Source organism: Brevundimonas aurifodinae, from assembly GCF_040195595.1.
In the GTDB taxonomy this organism is placed as follows: domain Bacteria; phylum Pseudomonadota; class Alphaproteobacteria; order Caulobacterales; family Caulobacteraceae; genus Brevundimonas; species Brevundimonas aurifodinae.
In genome coordinates this window covers 209,013-230,195 of sequence record NZ_JBEGDD010000002.1, presented here as the reverse complement: position 1 = coordinate 230,195, position 21,183 = coordinate 209,013, and the positions used below count along the sequence as shown (strand labels likewise).

The following is a 21,183-nucleotide window of genomic DNA, read 5'->3' as shown; positions in this document are numbered from 1 at the left end:
CGACGACGGGACGTAAAATGGGCCACCCCGTGGACGCCTGCGTCCGGGACCCGATGGTACTACATGTCGTCATGCGACCCATGCGTACTGAACGACACTGGCGTCATGATTCCGGGGACGCCCTTGACCTGGAGGGTATGGACACCCATGTCCTGGGGATACGGACAACCGTGTCCCTGGGCCTCGCGGTCCGAGCCCTAGCTTTCGCGGGTTCTTAGCAGCATCTTACCCGTCGAAAGGTGAAAATCAATGACGACGCATTCCGTTCCCCCCTTGCCTGGCATCAGCGCCCCGCAGCTGGCCGTCCATCAATCCCTCGCCGCAGCGGCGGGCGACGAAGGAGCGCAGACTGCGACGGCGGTCGAGGCGCTTGAAACCCCTGTGGAAGCCGCATCGACCACGAAGTCGGCGATGGAGGAGCGCTGGGGAAAGAACGTGATCAAGGCTGGATACACGGTGGTGCCTTCGATCATTTTGCGGGCGCAGGCCAGGCTGCACATCAACGCCGTTGAACTGGCTGTCCTGCTCCACCTTCTCGATCACTGGTGGGACAATGCTGAGATGCCTTTCCCTTCCAAGCAACGGATTGCGGACCGGCTCGACGTCAGCACCAAGACCGTGCAGCGCGCGGCCGCGAAGCTGGAGGCCGAAGGTCTGGTCCGCCGGGTCAAGCGCAGCAACGGTCACGGGGGCCAGGCCAGCAACCATTATGACCTGTCGCCCTTGATCGAGAAAATTCGTCCCATCGCCGATGAATACCTGGAAGCCAACCGCAAGGCCTCCGAGCTGCGCCGCAGCGTCGGGCGCAACGGCGGCCTCAAAAGCTGGGCTTCGAGGGAAGCCCTTGGCGCCAAGGGGGCCGCAGGCGCGTGACGGACGTTGTCGTACAAGACGAGGCGCCTGAGCCTGAGCCTGAAACGATGGACCCCGCCGCGGGCGAGGTCGTGGCGATGGCGAACAGCACGACGATGGCTCAATCCCAGGCCGCCGAAAGTCCCTTCGCGCCGCTGTCGGTGAACGGCGCCGCAGTGGATCTGACCCATCTGCATGAGTTCAGCTTCACCTTCGACACCGGGAAACGTCAGGGGGTGATGTGCTTCGTCACCTTCAGCACCCACTGCTTCTCCGATAAATACGATCCTGATCGACACCCGGCGAGGGTCACCGTGTTCGACGATCGTGGGGTCGAGCGTTGCTTCGACCAGGAGCGCTACGATCTGTCCAAGGGCTTGAGAGCCCTTCTCGCCGGCCTTCCGGGAACGAAGGTCTATCAGACTCCGGAAGCCAATTTCGCCATCATCACAACCCGGTCGGGCCGCGAGTACCGGGTCTTCTTCAATGTCCGAAAGATGGAGCAGAAGAAGCGACTGCGCCTCTATGTCGAGAGCGCCTATTCGCCCGATTCGGAACGCGCCATCCCTGCCCCGGTCACGGCTTATCAGAGAGTGAAGTTCAACCTGTTGTGCGACACGATTCTCGATGGGAAGCCGGCCAAGTTCCACGGCCGGTAACGAAAAAGGGCGGCCGAAGCCGCCCTTCACTCGATACCCACTTCGCCTTGCGGCTATCTCGCATCACGCGTGGACCCCTTGCGGGGCGGGGGAACGCTGTTGGCGACCTTGCGGGCACCTCAACCGATCTGTCGTCCTGGGAACGATGTCGCCACCGCTCCCTACCCGGGGACATATAGGACCCCGGGCCTTAAAAATCAACGAATGCCTCAAAGGTTCCCCCAGGACATCCATGTCTAGGGACATAAGCATACACCAATCATACCAAAGCGCGCTTCCGGCCGTCGACCACCTGTTGGATTGCTGTTGCAGGCGGTTGTCAGCCGTCCGGCCCTTAGGCTCCCGATCTGGCTGGCAGTCAGAGCGCAAGCTCCGCCTCGAGGCGGTAACGATTCCGCGCCAGACGCATCCGCCACACACGGATGCTCAAAACCTCGCAGATTGAACGGAGCCGCGCTTCGTCCTCGCGCGAAATACGCGCGCCGAGATAGACGTCACCGTCCTCGTGCGTTCAAGCTCGGAAACCGGTGTCCCCGAGGCCGACAGAGATGGCGCCAGACCCGGCGATCGCCGGCTGTCCTCCGACTTTGTCGTCTCCGTCAGGATAGGCGAATTCAAACAGACCGTCTGGGGAGGCGATCCGAGCGAGAACAGCATCGGGCCGTGTTTCAAGAGCGTGTCTGCACCGGTCCCGCATCGACTCGAACGGCCCTTCGACGATCAGCTCCCCGACCGCTTCGCCCGCCGCATTCGTCAGAATGATTCCCCACATTCGGGTAGCGTCGATCTGCCGACGTGGCGCGTTAAGCAATCGAATTACAGGTCGGAGACCTCCAGGGACGGTGCAGCGATTTGCAAGAGAGCAGGCGCAACGGACGCTGTCTTGGGCGGCTTCGCCTTCTTGCGGCCGGCAGGCGACCCCAAGAGGTCTCCCAAGGCGGCGCGGATCGCGCAAAATATTCTGCATGGAATTCAAATCAAATACGTTGCAATGGCGACGAAGCGCTCCCACACCTGCGCCTTAGAGGTGGTCATGTCGGCCCTGAGCGAACTGAAGAAGCGACTGCGCCCCGGGCAGGTCTATCGCCGTCAGGATCTCGAGAAATGGTCCAATGCGGTGGACCGCCACGTCCGGCAGCTGCTTGATGAAGGCCGGCTCGAGAAGGTCTCCGGCGGCGTCTACATGGCGCCCCGTCAGACCCGGTTCGGCAAGGCGCCCGCCAAGCCTGAGAAGCTGGTCGAGGCCTTTTTGAAGGACGACAGGTTCCTGATGGTGTCTCCCAGCGCCTTCAACGGCCTCGGAGTCGGTTCGACGCAGCTGTACAACGAGCCGGTGGTCTACAATCTCAAACGTCACGGCCGGTTCAAGCTCGGCGGCCGAACCTACGACTTCCGCAAGAAGTCCTCCGTTCCGGCGCGCCTGACCCAGGAGGTTCTGCTCGTCGATCTGCTGCAGACCATGGACCGGCTGGCGGAGGACAAGGCCGAGCTTCTGCCCCGGGCGCTGGAACGGGCGCGATCCATGGATCCGGTTCGTCTGGCCAAGGCGGCCCGGGACTTCGGCTCGGTCCGCGCCGGTCGGCTCGTCGCCCAGGCTTTCGAAGCCTGAGACCGATGTACGCGATGGAGACGATGGCGGCTACGTGCTAAGGGCCGACGGGTCACCTCAGCAAAACGCGTGAAGCCGCATCAAGCACCCATCACGACAATCAAACACCCCGAATGGCATCCGCAGCGCCTTCCTGAGTTCGATGCGCGGATGGCTGTCGAGAGCGCCGCGCTTCTGCAGCAGCTCCAAACCGACTCCGTCTACCGGCGCGCCTGCCTCGATGATCCGCGCCTTCTACATCGCCGACTCTATGCGCCGTTCGCCCCGCCGACCCATCCGGAATACGCCGGCGCCTATCGCGGCGCCCCGGGCACCTCGCTCGCCCTTCGGATCATGGGCGGCCCCAGCGTCATGTTTGAAGGCCAGACGTTCAACTTCATGGAGCCGGAAACCGTCCGCCCGGCCATGGAGGGGCTCATCGAGACGGTTCGCGAGCGGATAGACACCCTCCGCCAGCCTTGGGATCAGCTGGTGACGCTCTCCCATCTGTTCAGCCAATTCGGCTTCATTCACCCCTTCCTGGATGGAAACGGTCATGTGCAGCGGTCGCTATTCGCCGCTGCGGCCCTGGAGATGAACTTGCCGCTCTCCAACCGGTTCGCGATCCACCCGCGGTCCTATGACTTCCTGCTCGCTCACGCGCTTGAAAACTACAGCCGTCGCCCAGATCGGCGACCGCAGTGGCTGAGCGCCGTCGCGGAGTACATCGTCCAATGGCTCGATGGCCCGTTCGACGCGCCTGGCATGGGCATGGCGCCCTTGGAGGAGGAGGACCTCTAACCGTCGGCAGAAACCCGTTTCAGTCGATCGACGGCGAATGCCCGAATATCCGGCGTAGCTTGTTCTGCTGCCATTCCGGGAGGTGGAAGTCGCCTTCGACCAGTCCAAGATCGCTCAAGTGAGCCCACCACGTCTCCGGAAGCGATCCGAACCGGTTGACGCTGAGGCTCGGGATGACGGCCCCTTCGACGCCGTAGCGCAAAATCCATCCCGGTGGACTGTCCTCATCGCCCTCCTCCCACTCCAGGCTGACACGTCCTCCCGGCCACTCGCCGTCCGCGAACCGGGAGTGTTTCGCCGTGTTGGCGATCGCTTCGCACATCGCCTGCGCGGGCACGGCCACTGTCAGGTCGCTGTCGAAGCCTTGCCGGTCGAAGGCCCGGTCGGACGCTCGGGCGTCGCTTCGGACAGCCGCTTCCGCCCAGTTTCGAAGGGAGGTCGCAGCGATGAAAACATTGATGGCCGCATAGGCCAGGGGCTGCTGCTCGTGGGGGTAGCCGACCTGAATGTCGCGGAAGACGTCCACGTCCCAGGCCAGTTTTGACCACATCGCGGCGACGTCGCCCACAACGGCCGTGTGACGGCTCGGGTCGGCGCCGGATCGGGGCGTTCTCGGCGCCAAGTTCAGCCCTCCCGATGAAGGCAAGCCGCCGGTCGGGACGGGCGAAAGGCGGGCCCTCGGAGAGTCACGTTTCGGATTGGATATTTGCGCTCACGCGCAGGACGGTGGCGAGGCTTTTCGCCTGGAACCGGTCGTTGAAGGCGTCCCGCAGGTCCGGAGCGACCTGAAGCGGCACGGATTCCACGCCCTGGTCCCGGAGCCATGAAAACCGGTGCCGTCCGTCAATGAAACAGACCTGCCCCTCGTCGAGCGTAGCGTCCATCATCCGGCAGTGGCGATTGCCGGCAAACCACTGGCCCACGCGGGCGTAACGATCATCCTGTCCGTTCGCCCCGCCGGGAAGGACATATTGCTCCGTCAGACGCCACGCCCGATCAAAGGCGGCGACATCGACCCAGACGACCGCGTCCGGCGCCTCGTCCTCCCACCCGTCGGCGAAAGGTTTGTACTCCCAGAGAATGACGTGTTCGCTCATCGCTACAGCGTAGCATGCATCCACAAAGCCCGGGCGACGCCGCCGCTCTCTGGCGGCGAGCGACGACCGGGCCCATAAAACCTCATGGACCTGAGCCACCTCATAAAACCGATCCTCATCGACGTACCCCGCATCGGCGAGGTGTCCATGGACGTCATGGGAGAACCGTTCGAACCGTGGCTGGCGAGAGGGATCAAGGAAGGCCGCTGGACGACCGGCGAAGCGCTGGTGCGAGGTCTTCTGCGGGAACAGGGACGGGTCGTGACGGGCCATGCCCAGGCGGAAAACCCGGAACTCGGCGAGCCGCCGACGGCCGGCCAGGTTAACGCTCTCAACGACGCCGAACTCGATACGCTCGCTGCGAGCCTTTTGGTCAAGGCCAAGGGGATATTCCGACCGCAGTTCGAAGCGATAAAGGGAAAGAAAGTCCAATACCGACGCAAGGCTGAGCTTGAGTCGCTCACGCAGCCGCTGGTGGACGAACCGCCCGTCGCTCGGCTCTTGCGCCTGACGACGCTGAAGGCGGACGACGGCGACCTCAGGCAGGCCAAACTCCGCCAGGACGCAGAGGCGCATCTGCCGCCTGACAGCGTGCGGTCGGCGATCGAGATCGCAGCCGGGCTGGAGCCGATCCTGAAGGCCCAGAAACTCGCCGGCGGCCTCGGCGCCGAGCCCTACGGGATCGCGGCGCGAGCCAGTGCGCTTTCTCGGCTGTCGGACCCGCTTTCCGGCTCGGCGTCGACCATTCTGGACGCCGCGCGCGGCAGCCGGCTCGGAGCGACGTTCCAGGCGGCTGAGGCGGTCAACCGGCTGACCCACGCAAGCCGGATCAGCGATGTCTATCCCGGCGTCCTTGCGGCGTCGCTCAGTGCGATGAATGCCGACACCCTGTTGGGCACGACGCGAGCGCTCCGCGATCTTGAGCTTTCCGGCGTGGCGAGCGGCGCCCTCCGCAATGCGATCGGAGCCGGCATCGGCCGCGATCACTGGGACATCCTGCGAAGCTCGGGGGTGCTCTCGGCGACCGTCAATGCCGGCCTGATCGCCGCCGCGGCAGCCGCGATTTCAAGCACGGCCCTGGAACCCAGCTGGCTGAGCGCGATCAATGCGCGCGCAGGGCTGCATCTTCCCTCCAGCACGCTCGATGTCTTCGATCGATACGAAGCGATGGCGCGAGATATCGGAGCAGGGAGCGGCGTGGCGCGGCCGGCGGTCCTCGACGCCTATCTCAGACCCGGTTGGGAGCTGACATCGCTGGCGGTGCTCTCAGGGGCATCCGCGAGCGCGGGGTCGGCGCTGCTGACAACCTATGACGACGAGGCGCTCGATGACGACGCGCCCTTGGGCAGAGTCATCGCCGACCTTCACGCCCTGGACACGGCCCAGGACCTTTCGGCTGAAGAGGCGGCTGCAATTGTCGATCGAGGCGCTGCAGCGCTCATCGCCAGACTCGGCACGACGGCCGATGTCCTGGGGCGTCACGGCGTGGTCAGTCTGATCGGCGTCGCGGCCGGCGTTGTCGGCGCGGTTCTCGCCGGCGCTGCGCTCCTGGATCATTCTCACGACGACGCCATGTTGCGGCAATCGCGAAAGCAGAGCGAGAACGTACAGATCATCGCGTCTAGCCAGGACGCCATCAGGAGGAAGCTTTCCGAACTCCAGGCCTCGGAAGAGGCCTCCCTGGATGCGCGCCGGGTGTCATCCTCAACGGCGCTACGCACGGGCCCGGACCGTGACGAGACGAGGATCCTGCAGATCTACCCCGATCAACGCTTACGCGCCGTCGAGGAGCGGGGCGAGTGGGTCAAGGTCGAGGTCTATCACTACGGCCGCGATGACATCGCGATCGGCTGGGTGGAAAGGCGCCTCTTGATCCCGTTCTAGCTCGGCTGTTCATCAACCGTACGTCTACCGGATCGAGCTCCAGAGTGGCGGAACACCGTCCAACCGCCGGCGAATTGCCGGCCTAGAAGCCGAAGTCGATTTGATCGACTGACCCGGGCGATCGACGGCCGCGTTGCTTCACGGGGTGAACCTGCTCCGACAAGTGATTTTGGAATGCGGGCTTCTCCCCGCCGATGTCGGGTGCGGCGACTGTCTTTGGCGTAGGCATCGACCGCGCCATCCCCGGCAGACGCGGCGCCCTCGCCGGCTTTCGGGACGGCGCCGACGGGAGCGGATCGTTCCGGGAACGCTTCCAGGCATTGAGCTCGCTTTCCCACCAGCCGACCCGCCCGGCCGAAATCCGCACCCGCCCCGGGAAAAGGCCGGCACGCTCCATCCGCCAGGCGGTGGACCGGCTGATGCTGGCGATATGCTCCACCTGGTCCCACGACAGCAGACGGTCATCCTTGCCGCCGACCTGGACCGTGTCCTCGACGCGGTCCGGAGTCACGTTCGACCTCCCAAGGCCCTCTCCGCCTCTCCGTCGAGCACCCTCCACAGCATCCGTGCGTCATGGGCCGCGTCCACGCGGTCGCGATCCGTCCAGGCCCGAAGCACTGCCTTGAGCGCGAAACTCGCCGTGGGATCCGCGAGGAGGTCGGCGGCCGAAAGGGATCCCATTTCCCTATCCACGACGCCGCCCCTGGGCCGCCGCCGGCGCGCCTGTGCGCACCTCGGTCATCTGGCTGTCGGCCCAGACCCGGAGCAGGGTTCGAGGATAGTAGGGCTTGGATCGGATATGACGACAAGGCGGTCCGTTCGATCCGGTCGACCACATCCGCGCCAAAGTCGCCGGCTTCAGCCGGATGCCGCACTGGGCCAGAAAGGCCGAGGCCTCGGCCCGGGTCAGAAGGTCATCGTCGATACGACCGTCCGCGCCCTGCACGCCCTCCCCGATCATGGCGCTGCCCGGGGCCGGCATTGCCGGCTGTTGAGCGGCCCCTGCCCCGCCGTCAGCGCCAGGTAACAGTCGATGACCGTGACGACGTACGCCTGGGTCTCGGCGATGTCCGGGACGCGGCCGAGCCGCGCCACGCGCGCGGGCCCGGCATTGTAGGCGGCCAGGGCAAGGCGAAGGTCCCCGAACCTGAGGATCTGCCGGGCCAGATAGTCGGCGCCGCCGCGCAGATTCTCGACGGGATCGAACCGGTTCGCCACCCCCAGCTCCAGGGCCGTCCCGGGCATCAGTTGGGTCAGGCCGCCCGCCCCCGCGGGCGAGCGCGCATCCGGCCGATAGGCCGACTCCGTCAGAACGAGGGCGTGGAGGAGCTTCTCGTCGAGCCCGTGGGCCGCCGCCGCCAGGGCGATGGCCTCCTGGAACGGCTGGCTGAGCGCGGCCAGGCGGGGGATGTCCGCGTTCGTGTCGAAGACAACCGGCTCGGCCCCGATGACCGGCCGCCCGAACAGGTCTCCGCCGGCTCGCCGCCAGTCAACCGACTGGGCCGCCGCGGGCGCGCCGACAGCCATGAGGGCAGTCGTCAGCAGGATCGCTCTCACCATGTCACCACCTCCCGGTACGCGCCGATCACCTCGGCCCGGTCGACCGGGCCGAAATACCGGCTGTCAAAGCTCCCGGCCGTGTCGCCGAGCAGAAAGAGTTCGTGCGAGGCGAGCCGCCGGCACCCCGACCAGCGCGGCAGTGCCGCGCCGCGACGGTCCCGGCCAAAGACGATCCGAACCCCGGACGGCGTCGAGACCCGATCGCCCCGCGAACAGACCCGGTCGCCGCCGGTCGCGGCGACCCGCTTGATCAAAGCCACGTCCGAGGGCATGCCGAGCGACGACAGATAGGCCCGGGCTCGCTCCGGCTGCGGGATCGCGACGGTGGCGCCCCTCGCGATGTCGCCGCCCGGAAGACGAGCATAGAGCCCCTTGGGCAGGCTGGGGCTTTCATTGACCAGGGCCCATGCCGGACCTTGCCGGGCGACGAGCGCCAGACAGCCCAGGGTGAAGAAGGCTAAGCCCAGGCCGGCCCAGCGGTTTCCAGTATCGAGCGGGGTCATGGGCGATAGGGCTCCAGGATCAGGTCGCGGGTGATCATCACGCGCACGGGGGCGCCGGCCCGCAGTCTGATGGAGGGCCGAACCTCCAGCTCCCGGTCGATCAGACGACCGCCCACCCGAGCGCCCTCGATCGCCGCTGCGTCGCCGGCGTCGCCCAGCAGGCTGCCGGACCGGTCGTCGCCATCGCGGGCGATCTGGCCCAGGGTGGTGATCGCGCCGGCGAACAGAGTGCCGACCAGAAGCGGAAACAGGCGTCGGTCCACCGATCCGCGCACGCCCACCGCGCCCTGGGCGTCGACGCCGGGCTCGCCGGTCAGGACCAGGCTCTTGCCGTTCGGCAGGATCAGACGGTCCCAGGTCAGGAAGGCGCGGCGATCGCCATAGGCGCTCTCGCCCTCGTGCCGGCCGATCAGCCGGGTCCCCTGGGGAATGACCAGATGCCGGCCGCTGACGGAGTCGTAGATGTTCTGGGTGACGGTCGCGATCACCGGACCGGCCCGCGCCGTATCCACCGCCGTCAGAAGGGCGGCGGGGATCATCGCCCCGGCCTTCAGCTCATAGGGCGACAGCGGCGCGGTCAGCACATGGCCATTGTAGGTCGCGCCATAGTCGGCGCCGACGGCCTGGCCGCGCCCCCCCGCGCCGGGGTCACGATCCGCAGCCGCCGAAGCCGCCGCCGGGGCGCCCGCTGACTCGGCGAAGAACAGCCCTGAGCGCGCCGCGAGTTCCCGCGGCGTCGGTCCGCGGGCCGCAGCCGCCTGTGTCGAGCGGTAAGCCCGCGCCGACGTCGACCGCGGGGACGCGACGGGTTCAGCCACGGGTTCGACGGCCTCTTCACCTTCATGCCCGCGAGGCTCCGGCAGACGGTCGTAGCTGGCGGGCTGGTCGGTGACGACCTCGGCCGGGCGGACCACGCCCCGGGCCTCGTCTTCGCGCGCCTCGGCCGCTCGGGCGCGGGCGCCGTCTCGCAGCTCCGGCTGCACCACGAACGCCCAGGCGAGCGATCCGGAGATCAGGACCACCCCGCCGATGACGATAACCTGGACGACGGACTTCCTCAGGCGCACGGCGGCCGGCCGCGGCGCCCGCATCGACAGGCCCGGCGCCGGCTCCTTCAGCGAACCGACCCCGGGGCCGGCATCGGTCGGATCCGGGGTGCTGGGGCCGGCATTCAGATCCCCGGTCATGGACGGGCTCCTTCAAGACGACGGATGCGGACGACCTGGGGCCGCCGGTCCCCGAGCCGCAGCTCCGCCCGGTCGACGACGCGATCGACGATAAAGAGGCCGCCGGCCTGTCGGTAGTTGGTCAGCTGGGCCTCGCCGTCGGGGGCGATGATGAACAGGGCTGGCGCCTCATCGACCTGGAGGTCGGGGTGGAAGGCGATGAAGGTGCGGCGACCGTCGTTGAAGACGGCGCTCGGCGTCCATCGCGGGGCTCGCCCGCGGAACTCCAGCCGATACCGGGCGTCGAGCGGCCCCTCGGGCATGACGACCGGATCCGGAATCCGGACGTCGCGCTCTATCAAGATCAATTCAGGCCGCGCCGCCTGACTATCAGTCCCAAGTGCATCCCAAGCGACAGCCGCATTGAATGCAGCGGGGGTTCCGCTCTTTAGATCAATGAGATAGACACGCCTGTTCGTCGTCAAGACGAGGTTGGTCTCAAGCCCGCGCTCGAGCGGCTTGAGCAGGACATGGGTCCGGCGCGAAGGGCCTTCGCCCGACGACGCTTCCCCGATCTGCCACCGCACGGTGTCGCCCGCAGCCTTGGCGACGAGGGTCTCGCCCTCGGCCAGGGTCAGGGTCGTGACACGCAGCGGGGCGGTCCAGACCTCGAACACCCGCCCGGGCGACCAGGCGAAGACCTGCATCCCGCCGACGAAGGCGTCGGATCGCGACGGGGCGCTGGCCTGCGCATTGGCGGCCGCTATGGCGGCGCGTCCCGTGGCGGGCGCCGGCGCGGTGGGCCGTGCCACTTCAATCTCCGCAAGGTAGGGCCGCGCGCTGTCGCCAGTCTCCGCGACGTCGATTTCTGTGTCCGCGGTCCCAGCCGCCAGCGGCGGCGGCTCAAGGGCGCTCGCTGGGGCAGGCCACGGCGCCGAGGCCAGAATGACCGGCGCGACGGCCTCGCCGCGGAACACCGCGCAGCCGCACAGCAGCAGGCCTGTCGCGGCCAAGATCAGGAAGCGTCGGGGGTCCATGATATGTCCTCGATTTTCAGGCCCAGGGGGTTCTTCATCAGCTCGGCCTCCGTGCGGGGCGGCTGGGTCGTGGTGGTGATCAGGGCGCGCCAGCGTTCGGTCCCGGCCGCCTGGCCGTTGACGAAGCGGGTCTCTCGCCACTGGAGATCAAAAGTCCGCTCTGTCCGTCTGACGACATTGAGGATTTCGACATTGACCGCCTCGCGCCCCACATCGGCGAAGGGGTCGTGGGTCTGGGCCCAGGCGTTCAGGAAGCTCGCCGCCTTCGGCGTCATCAGGTCGTAGGCGCGCAGCCAGTTCTGCCGGATCACGATCGGATCGATCGACTTGGAGCGCACGTCCCGGATCCAGCCCGCGAGGGCGTGGCCGATCTGGGCCTCATTGGGCTCGTAACGCCCGCCGATGGCGGTGATCCTCTGGGTCTCGCCCCAGTCGGAGACCTCGACCACGAAGGGTTTGACCACGGCCCGGTCGGCCTGGACCCACCACCCGGCGCCGAGGAAGCCCGCCAACACCAGGTTCGCCAAGGCGATGCGGCGCCAGTTTCGGGCATGGGCCAGGGACAATCCCATCCGGTCGTCCCAGATCTGGCCGGCGCGCTGATAGGGGGTGGACTCGGGCGCGGCCGCCATCGCCCGCTTCGGTCGAAAGAAGGGGTGCATGTCAGTTCTCCTCGCTCTTCAGGTTGGGGGACAGGACGCCGCTGGTCTCGCCGGCCGGCATCAGGCCGCGCCCGGCGTTGGCGACGAAGAAGGCCTGGAGCGCAGCCGCCCGCGCCGGCGGCCGGCCCGATCCACCGCCCTGCCCGCCCGCAGCCCGATGGAACTCGCGACGCGCGGCCTCGGCCTCCCTGGCGACGGTCGAAGCCGGACGCGCGCCGCCCTGGAGTCCGCCTCCAGCGGGCGGCGCGGCGCCGGCCGCGTCGACTATGGGCGTCCCGGCGCCCTCCTCGACCGGCTGAGGCGTCCACGCCCGCGCCGGCTCCGCCACGCCCGGGGATGTCCCCGACGCCGGTCTCACGCCGGCCCCGGCCGGTCGCGGCGACGGGTTGTCGTTCGAGGGCGTGGGACGCGGCGTCCCTCCACCCCCGCGCGGTCCGACTCCGGATGGCGGCGGTGCGGAAGGCGGTCGGCCGCCGCCGGCGCCCGCCGCCGCACGAGCCGGTCCCGCCACTCGTGCCGCCCCGCCGGCCCCCATTGCCCCGGCGCCTGCGATCCCTGCGCCGGCCAGGGCTCCCGCGCCGCCGACGGCCAGAGCGCCGGTCAGGGCCGCGCCCGCGCCCAGCGCCGGCCCGCCCGTCACCAGGGCGGAGGCGAGGTTGGGGATGAACATCGCCAGCATGGCCAACAGGATGGCGGCGACCAGGATGGTCAGGGCCTCGTAGATGTCCGGGTTGGCCGAGGGCTGCAGCTGGTCGAACACCGTCCGGGCGCCGGAGACCACGATCGCCAGGGCCAGAACCTTGAGGCCCGAGGAGACGACGTAGCCGAGCGGTCGTTCGGCCAGGAAGGCGGATTTTGACCAGATGCCGAAGGGCAGCAGGACGAACCCGCCCAGGGTGACGATCTTGAACTCCAGCAGGGAGACGATGATCTGCAGGGCCAGGAGCGCGAAGGCCAGCATGATGCCGATCATGGCCAGGCCCAGGATCAGGGCGTCGGCCATATTGCCGACGACGTCGAGCGGATTGTCGACCGGCGCCGGGGTCTCGCCCAAGGCCTTGACGATCTCCCAACCCTGCTGGAGCACGGCGCCGGGATTGAGGAATTCCTCCCGGCTCAACGAACCGCCGCCCGCCGTCAGACCCAGTTCGAGGAAGCCGGCGTAAATGGTTTCAGAGAGTTGCTGCCAGTCGTTGATCAGATAGGCGAAGGCGCCGATCAACAACACCTTGCCGAAGCCGGCCGCCAGGACCTCCCGGTTCGACGACAGCGCCCACTGGACGCCGGTCAGCGCCACCACCAGAACGATGAGCAGGCCGAAGACGCCGTTGACCGCGCCCTGCAGGGCGTCGAAGCCCGCCGAGATGGTGTTGGAGAACACCACCATCAGCTCGTTGGGCGTCTCCATGCTGACCGAGGCCATGGCCGTCAGTCCCGCGCGCGCGAGAACGGATCGAAGGCCGGAGCGCTCGGCGTCGTCCCGGTTCCGGCCCAGCGACGACGGCGCGATTCCTCTCCCGAGGCACGGTCCGCCGCATCCCGGGCCGTCGCCTCGGCCATCAAGCGCGACTGCGCCAGCATGATGGTGCGCAGCGCCGCCAGATCCTCGGCGAGTACGGCCAGCATCTGGTTGGTCGACTGGACGGCCGCCGTCTGACCCTGGGCCGCCTGGCTGGCGTCGAGCGCGCCCGCGAGGCGGCCCTCGCGACCACCCCCGAGACGCTCGAGCTCGGCCGCGGTCCGGGCCAGGTCCTCGGCGGTGCGCCGGGCGTTGGCCGTGCGCGCCTCGCTCTGCTCCAGCAGGCGCAAGGCGTCGGTCCCGGTCAGATCGTCGGGATAGAGGCTCTCGAACTGGCGCTCCAGCCCGCTGACGGACGAGGCGACGCCGCGAACGGTCCGCGCCAGTTCAGCCATGTCGCGCAGGGACTGGCTGCTGCCGGTCAGGTGGCTGTAGGGCGAGGCCGCCAGGCTGCGGGCCTCGTTGGCGAGGCTTTCCAGCTGCCGCGCGGCCTGAAGGGCGTTCTCCAGATGATTGCGCGGATCGAACACGACCTGCTGGGCGCCGGCCGGCTCAGCCGTGAGCAGGACCGCCGCCACGACAGCGGGGATGAAAGCTCTACGCCGCCGCAAGCGGACGGGCGAAGGCGTCGAAAACGGAATCCACATTCTGCACTCCCTTGGCTTTGAGGAATTCGCGGGCGAAGCCGGCCTCGCCGGATCTGGCGAGGACGTCGTCGATGAGGGTCTGGTCTTCGGGGGAGCCCGCGCCGCACAGGGCCAGCGCGATGCCCGTCAGGCGCAGGTCGAACAGCCGCCGCCCCCGGGGCTGACGCCAGTAGTAGGCGCGCTTGGGCGTGGCGAAGGCGATCAGCTCCAGCTGGCGCCGGTTGAGGCCGAAGCCGCGATAAAGCTCCGCCGAAGACGGCTCCATGGCTCGGGGGTTGGGCAGGAAGACCTGGGTCGGGCAGCTCTCGATCAGGCTGGAGGCGATCGAGGAGGCGGCGACATCGTCGAGGCTCTGGGTGGCGAAGACCACGGCCACCCGCTTCTTGCGCAGGGTCTTGAGCCATTCGCGGATCTTGGCCGCGAACGCTGTCTCCCCGAGGAACAGCCAGGCCTCGTCCAGCACCAGCAGGGTCGGCCGTCCGTCGAAGCTCTGCTCCAGTTCATGGAAGAGGGCCGACAGCACCGGCGCCACCGCCGACGGCGTCGCCATCAAGGTCTCCAGCTCGAAGGTGTCGAACCGGCTGATCGCCAGCGTCGCCCCCTCCCCGTCCAGCAGGGATCCATGCGGCCCCTTGAGCGTCAGGGGCTCAAGCGCCGCTGCGACCGCCTTGTCCTGAACCAGGGCGCAGAAGACCGTCAGGGTGCGCTGGCCCGTCGGCGCTTCGGCCAGGGCCGTCAGAGCGGCCCAGATCTCCTCACGGACCCGCGGCACGGGATCAAGGCCCGCCAGCCGGACCGTTTCGGCGATCCATTCCGAGGCCCAGGCCCGCTCATCATCGCGGTCGATCCGCGCCAGCGGCTGTAGCGACAGACCGGCGCCGGGCTCCATCGCGCGCCAGCGCCCGCCGGCCGCCAGGGTCGCGGCCCGGGCCGAGCGCCCTTTGTCGAAGAAGACGACCCGGGCGTCGGGGTAGCGGAACCACTGCAGCGACAGGAAGGCCAGCAGGGCGGACTTGCCCGATCCGGTTGGCCCCACGACCATGGCGTGGCCGACGTCGCCGACGTGCAGGGCCAGACGGAACGGGGTGGAACCGGTCGTCCGGGCGGTGGCCAGAGGCGGTCCGGCCAGGCAGGCATCCACCGAGGGGCCGGCCCAGACGGCCGACACGGGCAGCAGGTCCGCCAGGTTCAGGGTCGAGACCAGAGGCCGCCGGATGTCCGCATAGGGCTCGCCCGGCATCGAGCCGAGCCAGGCCTCGACCGCGTTGAGATCCTCGATCCGGGCCATCAGCCCCTGGGCGTTCAGGGCCGCCTCGATCGCCCGCGCCTTGGCCATCGCCCCATCCTCCGACTTGTCGAGAACGGAGACGGTGAGGGTCAGATAGCCGAATGCGCAGGCCTCGGCGCCGAGCGCGGCCAGGGCCCCGTCGCACTCCTCGGTCTTGGAGGCCGCGTCCGTGTCGAGGAGCGGGACCTCTTCCTTGGTGATGGCTTCGCGCAGCAGGACGCCGACGCCCTTGCGCTTGGCGAACCAGCGCTTGCGCAGCTTGACGATCTCCCGCTCGGCCTCGGGCTTGTCGAGCCCCAGCCAGCGGGCGGTCCAGCGATAGTCGAACGGCAGGGCCCCCAAGGCGTCCAGCAATCCCGGCCGGGTGACCGACGGCAATCCCCTCACGGAGACGACCTTGAGCCACCGGTCGCCCAGCCGCGGGGCGACGCCGCCCGTCAGCGCGGCGTCGGCCAGCCAGCCGTCGAGGAACATGGGCGTCTCCGGCGGTCGGACCGCGAAGGGCCGCGGCGACACGCAGTCATGGAGCCAGGTCAGGAGCTCGCCATCATCGAGGCGTTCGATCTCCGGGAGACCGTCGGCGAGAAGGTCCAGGGTGGTGTCGGCCTCCCGGGCGAAGGCGCCCAGGGCGAGGCGCCAATCCTGCCCGCCCTTCTGCAGACCGTCGAATAGCCAGCGCTCCAGCCGGCGCGTCTCGTCGGCCGGCGGCAGCCAGGTCAGGGCCAGCCGGAAATCGGTTTCGAACGCCGGATCGGCGGTCTCGAAGCGGCTGCGGCGCTCCTCATCCAGCAGCCAGGCCACGTCGATGTCGAAGTCGCTTTCCGGATAGGGCGACGCCCCGCGCCGGCGCGCCTCCACATGCAGGCACCAGCCGGAGCCCAGACGGCGAAGCGCATTGTTGAGCCGCGCCCGCACCGCCATCAGCTCGTCATCGGTCGAGGACTCCAGGTCCGGTCCCCGGAAACGGAATCCGGTCAGGAAGGAGCCGTCCTTGTTGAGGACGACCCCCGGCGCGACCAGGGCCGCCCAAGGGAGATGATCGGCGAGCGCGGCCGGACGCCGGCGATGTTCGTCGAGGAACCGCATCGCGCCCTCACCCATCCAGGTGTCCGGGCGTCGCCAGATGGCGGCGCAGGACGTCGAAGAACCGACGGTCTGACCGGGCGGCCCACAGACCGATCGCGTGGGCGACCGCCCACCACAGCAGGCCGAGCCACCAGATTCTGAGCGCCAGGCCCAGCACCACGGCGATGGTGCCCATGGCGATCGCATAGTCGCGGGGCATGCCGGCCATCAGGACCGGTTCGGCCAGGGCCTGGGCGACCGGGAGATCCCAGCCGTCGGGACGCAGCTCGGCCATCACCCGATCTCCGCCCCGCCGGCAAAGCCGAAGAAGTCCAGGAAGAAGGTCGAGGCCGCGAAGGCGATCGAAAGGCCGAACATGATGCCCAAGCCCCGGCGCATCGACGAGCCGTTCTCGCTCATGGCGATGCCGGCGCCGAAGATGACCACGGCCACGACCGCGGCGGCCTGGACCACGGGCCCGGTGATGGATTGGACGACCTGCTGGAGCGGCCCTTCCCAGGGCATGCCCGAGCCCCCGGCCAGGGCGGGTCCGGCCAACAACAGGCCGCAGGTCGTCATCGCGCCGAACAGGCGGCGCCCAAGTCTCCGTCGCATGGTTTGCTTCCTTTGTGTTCAGCGCGTTTCACCGCGCCGCGACTCATTGCAAGCAAATCCAACCCAGTCTTGTCAACAGTAAAATATCCAATAAATACACGACTTATCGGCGACTACATTACAACTCTTACCAAGTCAGATGATGACTTGAAGCAAGTCGCCCATCGAAGCCAAAATGAAGTCGGAACAACTCACGCATCGGCATCACAATCTTCTGAAAAGCTTTCCGAAATTCGCTTCGCCGCGAAGCCGACCCATTCCATTGCGGCTCAGGCGACGGCGACGACGTCGTAGCCCTCGCCCGACACGCCGTTCACGGCGATCACCGCATCGAGCCGCCGCCCGTCCTTCGTCCGGCGGATATGGGCGATCAGATCGACTGCCTGGCCTATCGTTCGCCTCGGCGGAGCCGCGACGACCTCCAGGGCGAGGTCCTCGATCCGGCGCAGCGCGTCTTCCGCGGAGTTGGCGTGCAGGGTCGACAGCCCGCCCGGATGGCCGGTGTTCCAGCTCTTCAACGTCTCCAGGGCGGCGGCGCCGTCGCGCATCTCGCCGACCACGATACGGTCGGGGCGCATGCGCAGCGCGTCCCGGACCAGTTCGACGACGCCGATCGCCACCGGCGCGCGACGCGTCAGGACCGAGACCGTATCCCAGGCCGAGCATTGAAGCTCCGGCGTGTCCTCGATCAGGAAGACCCGGTCCTCGGCGAAAGCCGGTTCGGCGAGGATGGCGTTGGCCAGGGTGGTCTTTCCCGAACCCGTGCCGCCGGAGATAAGGATGTTGCGGCGACTGGACGCCGCCTCCGCCAGCGCGTCCGCCTGACGCTCTGTCATCACCCCGTCGCGCACATAGTCCGCCAGCCGCCAGATGACGCTCGGCCGCTTGCGAATGGAGAAGGCCGGAGCCGACGCCACGGGCGGGAGCAGGCCCTGGAAGCGCTCTCCGGTCGACGGCAGAACGCCCGCGAGGCGGGGATCATCGCGCGTGACGATCTCGCCGACGTAGTCCGCGATCAGGCGCACCGACCGATCGCGCGCCTCCGCAGACAGGGTCGCCCCGGTGTCGCAGCGTCCCGCGCCGACCCGGTCGAGGATCACCCGGCCGTCCGGATTGGCCAGGATTTCGACGACGTCGGGATCGACAAGCGCCGCCAGCACGGTCTCGCCGAGCGCGTGCCGCAGGGCCTCGAGCTTGCGCTCGGCGATCAGCGGATGGGCGGCCATGTCAGTTCGCCGAACCGAACGAGCGGTCTTCCGGCGCACGCTGCGCCTCAAGGCGATCAGGTCGCCCAGACACGATCCGCGCCGCCGTATCGTCGAGCATCCGCTCGATGCGACGATCGACGGCGGCCTGTACGGTCGGATCCTGATCGTGGACCGCATCGGGCAGTCGAACGAAGAGCGCCCTGGCGACCTCGACCACCAGTTCCTGGATGATCTGCATGTCCTGGCGCGTCGAGCGCATATGTCCCCTCAAGGACTGCTCGAGCGTCTGGAGCCGGTCCTCCGGATCGGCGCGCGGACTGTTCTGCAGCCCACGGGCGATGGCGTGGCCGGCGGCCTGGCTGACGGAGACCTTGCCGGACCGGGCCTCGCGCCCGAGACTGGCGATGACCTTGGGATCATTGAGATAGACCTGCACGCGGCAGCTCTGCACGGACGCGCGTCTAGCCATCGGCCTGTCCTTTCAAGTGGTCGAGAGCGGCGTCCTGCGCGGCCATCTCCTGCGCGACCCGCCCGTAGATATCGGCGGCGCGGGCCGCGACCTTCTTGTCGTCCATGGCCGCGACGATCTCCTTGAACAGCGGCAGGGTGGCCTCGGAGTCCTCGCCGAGACTGCGTCGCCCCGCCCACGGATGGGGCGACGGCGGCGGAGCGTCGATCCGCACCGCCTGATCCGGCGGCGGGGCATCCGCCCGTTCGCGGAAGGGCCTGCGCCGATCGTACTGGAGCTTGCGGGTGCGCAAGGGTCGCTGGCCGGCGACGAAGATCAGCTGTAGATCGTCGGGCAGCGCCCGCACTTCGCCCGGTTCGAGCAGGGGCCGATCGGTTTGCGATCGCGAGACAGTGCTCCGTCCCGACGCGAAGCCGGCGGGTGTGCTGCGGCTTTCCCGGGTCTCGCCGATGGTCCCGGTCAGTTTGGAGACCTTGTCCTGCGTCAGGGGATCGAGGGCCGAGAAGGCGGTGTAAACTGCGCAGTTGTCGAGGATGGTGCTGTTGGGCCCGTAGGTCTCGACGATGTCGTTCAGCGACTGGGCCACGAACATCACCTTGACCCCATAACCGCTCAGCAGCCGCAGGGATTTCTCGAAGAAGCTGACGCGGCCCAGCAGAGGAAACTCGTCCATCAGCATCAGCAGGCGGTGCCGCTTCGGCCGTCCGACGGCATCCTCGGTCTCATGGACGGTCAGGGCCTGGGCGGCGGCGTAGAACAGCAGCCGCACCAGCGGCCGCAGGGCCGCCGCGTCCGCCGGCGCGACCTGGACATAGAGCGACACCGGGGCCTGCGCGCTCGTCAGATCGCCCAAGGCGAAGTCGGATGTGGAGAGGGCCCGTTCGAGGTCGTCGCCGGCCAGCCATTTGAGGTAGGACCGCGCCGTGCCCTGGACCGAGGTGCGGAAGCGGTCATGCATGGCCGCATAGCCCTTGACCGCCGTGCGGACGAAGGGGTGGGTCTCTGCCTTCCCGTCGGGGCCGGCGCGATGCAGGGTCTTGACCATCACATCGGCCGTGTCGTCGAGGTCGGCGAGCAATTCGCGGACCGTCAGGAGGGTCTTGTCGGCGTCGTCAGCCGTGTAGAGGACGTGGAGGATCACCGCCTCCAGGATCTCGGACGCGGCCTTGTCCCAGATGGCCTCGTCGTCGCGGACGCCGCCCGGGTCGGACAGGATCGAGACCAGCCTCTGGACCTGGGCCAGTTCGCCGGGGCCGGGCCGGATTTCCGAAAGGGGATTCCAGCGCGCCGAGGCGGGATCGCGCGGATCGAAATACAGGGCGTGGGAAAAGCGGGACCGCCAGCCGGCCGTCACGCGCCAAAGCTCCTTCTTGGGATCATGGACCAGGACGCTCTCGCTCCAGAGCAGGAGCGTCGGGGTCACATGGCCCCTGCCCTTTCCTGACCGCGTGCCGCCCGTGACCAGGGTCGGACGCATGTCGACTGTGGCGAGAAGTCTGCCCTCCATCAGACCGAGCGCGCATCCGGCCCCGGCGCGCAGGCCGGCCTTGCGGGCCTCGGCCATGCCGCCCCAGCCGCGGATGCGACGACGACCTGCATCACCGCGCGTCAGGGCGCCGACCCCCAGCCCGGCCATCGCGCCCAGCATGATCAGCAGGGCGCTGGAGGAAAAGGCCTCGGGCTGCGCCTCGCCGAACGCCCTGCGCCAGACGAGAATGCGCCAGGGCGGATAGGCCCAGGCCTCCCCATGCAACGGCAGACCGGACCCCAGAATGGGATCGAACCCATAGGTCCACGCGAACACCTGGGTGGCCATCTGGAGACCGGCCAGCAGACCCAGGCCGAGCAAGACCAGCCGCGCGATCATGGGTGATCCGCTCCCGCTCCACCGGTGGTCAGTTGACGCGCGACCTCCAGCGACAGGATCGCCGCCGCCCCGGCGCGACGGTCATGATAGGCCCGAAGCGCTTCACGCAGATCGCCGTTTCCGTTGGCGGAGGCGGCAGCCAACAGGCGATCGGCCTCAGCGTCGATGTCCGCGAACAACCGGCGCTCGGCGTCCCGAAGCTGGAGGAGCTGGCCGCCGACCCGGTCATAGGCGTCCATCAGCGCGGTGTTGCCGGTTCGGCGAACCAGCCCGTCGAACAGGCCGTGCAGCTCGAGGACGGGCGCGCCATCCCGACGAGGCGTCCGCCCATAGGTCGGCAAGCCGGTCGTCAGATCGAGCCCGGCCAGGAGGCATGTCAGGCGAAAGCCGTATCGGTCGCGCACCGCCCCGGCGTCCAGTTGAACGGCGAGGAAGCCGCCAGACGGGCCGCGTTCGATCAGACCCTCCCCGCACAGCCAGGACAGGGCCTCACGCACGGGCGTGGTGGAGACGCCAAGCCCCCGGGCTTCCTCGACAATCACGATTGGCCGTCCGGAGGCGTAGCCGCCCGCCTGGACCCGGTCCCGGATGCGGTCCAAGGCCAGGAAGAACGGGTCGCGACTCTTGGCCATGACGGTCTCCGGGTCCAACAGACTCACCGGTGGACGAGTCCTGATCGCTCGCCAACAGGTTGCA

The 21,183-nt window shown here is 68.3% G+C and carries 23 protein-coding genes; 5 read left to right on the top strand and 18 right to left on the bottom strand.

All coding sequences use genetic code 11. The annotated features are described in order from the left end of the window. Positions 1 to 249 precede the first annotated feature (249 nt). The 4 genes from ABN401_RS03560 (at position 250) to ABN401_RS03545 (ending at position 3,900) form a co-directional block, all read left to right on the top strand. Complete coding sequence (locus tag ABN401_RS03560; protein WP_349683458.1) at positions 250 to 873, top strand: helix-turn-helix domain-containing protein; 624 nt, start codon at positions 250 to 252, stop codon at positions 871 to 873. Between the two features lie 47 nt (positions 874 to 920). Next, on the top strand, positions 921 to 1,511 hold the full coding sequence (locus ABN401_RS03555) for a YjaZ family protein (RefSeq protein WP_349683457.1): 591 nt from the start codon (positions 921 to 923) through the stop codon (positions 1,509 to 1,511). Between the two features lie 883 nt (positions 1,512 to 2,394). Beyond that, positions 2,395 to 3,120, top strand: coding sequence for a hypothetical protein (locus ABN401_RS03550; protein ID WP_349683456.1), 726 nt, complete (start codon positions 2,395 to 2,397; stop codon positions 3,118 to 3,120). Positions 3,121 to 3,189: 69 nt separating this feature from the next. Next, positions 3,190 to 3,900, top strand: a complete 711-nt coding sequence (locus tag ABN401_RS03545; protein WP_349683455.1) for a Fic family protein — start codon at positions 3,190 to 3,192, stop codon at positions 3,898 to 3,900. A 19-nt stretch (positions 3,901 to 3,919) separates the two neighbouring features. Here ABN401_RS03545 and ABN401_RS03540 read toward each other — a convergent pair whose 3' ends face one another. Both ABN401_RS03540 and ABN401_RS03535 read right to left on the bottom strand, forming a co-directional pair. Beyond that, on the bottom strand, positions 3,920 to 4,468 hold the full coding sequence (locus tag ABN401_RS03540) for a hypothetical protein (RefSeq protein WP_349683454.1): 549 nt from the start codon (positions 4,466 to 4,468) through the stop codon (positions 3,920 to 3,922). A 118-nt stretch (positions 4,469 to 4,586) separates the two neighbouring features. Then, the gene (locus tag ABN401_RS03535; protein WP_349683453.1) at positions 4,587 to 4,997 is read right to left on the bottom strand and encodes a plasmid fertility inhibition factor family protein; all 411 of its coding nucleotides are present in this window, start codon (positions 4,995 to 4,997) and stop codon (positions 4,587 to 4,589) included. Positions 4,998 to 5,081: 84 nt separating this feature from the next. Here ABN401_RS03535 and ABN401_RS03530 point away from each other — a divergent pair, with 84 nt between their 5' ends. Further along, the gene (locus ABN401_RS03530) at positions 5,082 to 6,881 is read left to right on the top strand and encodes an SH3 domain-containing protein (RefSeq protein WP_349683452.1); all 1,800 of its coding nucleotides are present in this window, start codon (positions 5,082 to 5,084) and stop codon (positions 6,879 to 6,881) included. An 82-nt stretch (positions 6,882 to 6,963) separates the two neighbouring features. Here ABN401_RS03530 and ABN401_RS03525 read toward each other — a convergent pair whose 3' ends face one another. The 16 genes from ABN401_RS03525 to ABN401_RS03450 all read right to left on the bottom strand — a co-directional run bounded on the left by ABN401_RS03525 (position 6,964) and on the right by ABN401_RS03450 (position 21,119). Further along, the gene (locus ABN401_RS03525) at positions 6,964 to 7,392 is read right to left on the bottom strand and encodes a helix-turn-helix transcriptional regulator (protein WP_349683451.1); all 429 of its coding nucleotides are present in this window, start codon (positions 7,390 to 7,392) and stop codon (positions 6,964 to 6,966) included. Positions 7,393 to 7,566: 174 nt separating this feature from the next. Next, the gene (locus ABN401_RS03520; protein ID WP_154725984.1) at positions 7,567 to 7,842 is read right to left on the bottom strand and encodes a hypothetical protein; all 276 of its coding nucleotides are present in this window, start codon (positions 7,840 to 7,842) and stop codon (positions 7,567 to 7,569) included. Beyond that, complete coding sequence (locus ABN401_RS03515) at positions 7,839 to 8,441, bottom strand: lytic transglycosylase domain-containing protein (RefSeq protein WP_349683450.1); 603 nt, start codon at positions 8,439 to 8,441, stop codon at positions 7,839 to 7,841. The genes ABN401_RS03520 and ABN401_RS03515 overlap by 4 nt, the downstream gene beginning before the upstream one ends. Next, complete coding sequence (locus tag ABN401_RS03510) at positions 8,435 to 8,944, bottom strand: S26 family signal peptidase (protein WP_349683449.1); 510 nt, start codon at positions 8,942 to 8,944, stop codon at positions 8,435 to 8,437. Before ABN401_RS03510 ends, ABN401_RS03515 begins: the two co-directional genes overlap by 7 nt. After that, positions 8,941 to 10,131, bottom strand: coding sequence for a TraB/TrbI/VirB10 family type IV secretion system protein (locus ABN401_RS03505; protein ID WP_349683448.1), 1,191 nt, complete (start codon positions 10,129 to 10,131; stop codon positions 8,941 to 8,943). The genes ABN401_RS03510 and ABN401_RS03505 overlap by 4 nt, the downstream gene beginning before the upstream one ends. Then, complete coding sequence (locus tag ABN401_RS03500; protein ID WP_349683447.1) at positions 10,128 to 11,147, bottom strand: TrbG/VirB9 family P-type conjugative transfer protein; 1,020 nt, start codon at positions 11,145 to 11,147, stop codon at positions 10,128 to 10,130. The genes ABN401_RS03505 and ABN401_RS03500 overlap by 4 nt, the downstream gene beginning before the upstream one ends. After that, positions 11,126 to 11,809: a conjugal transfer protein TrbF gene (gene trbF / locus ABN401_RS03495; RefSeq protein ID WP_349683446.1), complete on the bottom strand. Its 684-nt coding sequence runs from the start codon at positions 11,807 to 11,809 to the stop codon at positions 11,126 to 11,128. Before trbF ends, ABN401_RS03500 begins: the two co-directional genes overlap by 22 nt. 1 nt (position 11,810) lies before the next feature. Next, the gene (gene trbL, locus ABN401_RS03490) at positions 11,811 to 13,232 is read right to left on the bottom strand and encodes a P-type conjugative transfer protein TrbL (RefSeq protein WP_349683445.1); all 1,422 of its coding nucleotides are present in this window, start codon (positions 13,230 to 13,232) and stop codon (positions 11,811 to 11,813) included. A gap of 5 nt (positions 13,233 to 13,237) precedes the next feature. After that, positions 13,238 to 13,975, bottom strand: a complete 738-nt coding sequence (locus tag ABN401_RS03485; protein WP_349683444.1) for a conjugal transfer protein TrbJ — start codon at positions 13,973 to 13,975, stop codon at positions 13,238 to 13,240. Continuing rightward, positions 13,926 to 16,364: a conjugal transfer protein TrbE gene (trbE, locus tag ABN401_RS03480; RefSeq protein WP_349683443.1), complete on the bottom strand. Its 2,439-nt coding sequence runs from the start codon at positions 16,362 to 16,364 to the stop codon at positions 13,926 to 13,928. Before trbE ends, ABN401_RS03485 begins: the two co-directional genes overlap by 50 nt. Continuing rightward, positions 16,357 to 16,623: a VirB3 family type IV secretion system protein gene (locus ABN401_RS03475; RefSeq protein WP_305641990.1), complete on the bottom strand. Its 267-nt coding sequence runs from the start codon at positions 16,621 to 16,623 to the stop codon at positions 16,357 to 16,359. Before ABN401_RS03475 ends, trbE begins: the two co-directional genes overlap by 8 nt. Then, positions 16,623 to 16,943: a TrbC/VirB2 family type IV secretion system protein gene (locus tag ABN401_RS03470; RefSeq protein WP_154726497.1), complete on the bottom strand. Its 321-nt coding sequence runs from the start codon at positions 16,941 to 16,943 to the stop codon at positions 16,623 to 16,625. Before ABN401_RS03470 ends, ABN401_RS03475 begins: the two co-directional genes overlap by 1 nt. Before the next feature lie 269 nt (positions 16,944 to 17,212). Beyond that, positions 17,213 to 18,169: a P-type conjugative transfer ATPase TrbB gene (trbB, locus tag ABN401_RS03465; protein WP_349683442.1), complete on the bottom strand. Its 957-nt coding sequence runs from the start codon at positions 18,167 to 18,169 to the stop codon at positions 17,213 to 17,215. Between the two features lies 1 nt (position 18,170). Next, positions 18,171 to 18,620, bottom strand: a complete 450-nt coding sequence (locus ABN401_RS03460; RefSeq protein WP_349683441.1) for a hypothetical protein — start codon at positions 18,618 to 18,620, stop codon at positions 18,171 to 18,173. Then, positions 18,613 to 20,487 (bottom strand): type IV secretory system conjugative DNA transfer family protein, encoded by a 1,875-nt coding sequence (locus ABN401_RS03455; RefSeq protein ID WP_349683440.1) that lies wholly within the window; start codon positions 20,485 to 20,487, stop codon positions 18,613 to 18,615. Before ABN401_RS03455 ends, ABN401_RS03460 begins: the two co-directional genes overlap by 8 nt. Next, positions 20,484 to 21,119: a GntR family transcriptional regulator gene (locus ABN401_RS03450; RefSeq protein WP_349683439.1), complete on the bottom strand. Its 636-nt coding sequence runs from the start codon at positions 21,117 to 21,119 to the stop codon at positions 20,484 to 20,486. The genes ABN401_RS03455 and ABN401_RS03450 overlap by 4 nt, the downstream gene beginning before the upstream one ends. Positions 21,120 to 21,183 lie beyond the last annotated feature (64 nt).

What these genes read in the sequence shown, in the direction of transcription:
- ABN401_RS03460 (WP_349683441.1), bottom strand. Translation starts at nt 18,620, where the DNA reads ATGGCTAGACGCGCGTCCGTGCAGAGCTGCCGCGTGCAGGTCTATCTC.
- ABN401_RS03455 (WP_349683440.1), bottom strand. Translation starts at nt 20,487, where the DNA reads ATGATCGCGCGGCTGGTCTTGCTCGGCCTGGGTCTGCTGGCCGGTCTC.
- ABN401_RS03475 (WP_305641990.1), bottom strand. Translation starts at nt 16,623, where the DNA reads ATGGCCGAGCTGCGTCCCGACGGCTGGGATCTCCCGGTCGCCCAGGCC.
- ABN401_RS03555 (WP_349683457.1), top strand. Translation starts at nt 921, where the DNA reads ATGGACCCCGCCGCGGGCGAGGTCGTGGCGATGGCGAACAGCACGACG.
- ABN401_RS03450 (WP_349683439.1), bottom strand. Translation starts at nt 21,119, where the DNA reads ATGGCCAAGAGTCGCGACCCGTTCTTCCTGGCCTTGGACCGCATCCGG.
- ABN401_RS03560 (WP_349683458.1), top strand. Translation starts at nt 250, where the DNA reads ATGACGACGCATTCCGTTCCCCCCTTGCCTGGCATCAGCGCCCCGCAG.
- ABN401_RS03515 (WP_349683450.1), bottom strand. Translation starts at nt 8,441, where the DNA reads ATGGTGAGAGCGATCCTGCTGACGACTGCCCTCATGGCTGTCGGCGCG.
- ABN401_RS03520 (WP_154725984.1), bottom strand. Translation starts at nt 7,842, where the DNA reads ATGATCGGGGAGGGCGTGCAGGGCGCGGACGGTCGTATCGACGATGAC.
- trbB (WP_349683442.1), bottom strand. Translation starts at nt 18,169, where the DNA reads ATGGCCGCCCATCCGCTGATCGCCGAGCGCAAGCTCGAGGCCCTGCGG.
- ABN401_RS03470 (WP_154726497.1), bottom strand. Translation starts at nt 16,943, where the DNA reads ATGCGACGGAGACTTGGGCGCCGCCTGTTCGGCGCGATGACGACCTGC.
- trbE (WP_349683443.1), bottom strand. Translation starts at nt 16,364, where the DNA reads ATGGGTGAGGGCGCGATGCGGTTCCTCGACGAACATCGCCGGCGTCCG.
- ABN401_RS03500 (WP_349683447.1), bottom strand. Translation starts at nt 11,147, where the DNA reads ATGGACCCCCGACGCTTCCTGATCTTGGCCGCGACAGGCCTGCTGCTG.
- trbL (WP_349683445.1), bottom strand. Translation starts at nt 13,232, where the DNA reads ATGGCCTCGGTCAGCATGGAGACGCCCAACGAGCTGATGGTGGTGTTC.
- ABN401_RS03510 (WP_349683449.1), bottom strand. Translation starts at nt 8,944, where the DNA reads ATGACCCCGCTCGATACTGGAAACCGCTGGGCCGGCCTGGGCTTAGCC.
- trbF (WP_349683446.1), bottom strand. Translation starts at nt 11,809, where the DNA reads ATGCACCCCTTCTTTCGACCGAAGCGGGCGATGGCGGCCGCGCCCGAG.
- ABN401_RS03485 (WP_349683444.1), bottom strand. Translation starts at nt 13,975, where the DNA reads ATGTGGATTCCGTTTTCGACGCCTTCGCCCGTCCGCTTGCGGCGGCGT.
- ABN401_RS03505 (WP_349683448.1), bottom strand. Translation starts at nt 10,131, where the DNA reads ATGACCGGGGATCTGAATGCCGGCCCCAGCACCCCGGATCCGACCGAT.
- ABN401_RS03535 (WP_349683453.1), bottom strand. Translation starts at nt 4,997, where the DNA reads ATGAGCGAACACGTCATTCTCTGGGAGTACAAACCTTTCGCCGACGGG.
- ABN401_RS03530 (WP_349683452.1), top strand. Translation starts at nt 5,082, where the DNA reads ATGGACCTGAGCCACCTCATAAAACCGATCCTCATCGACGTACCCCGC.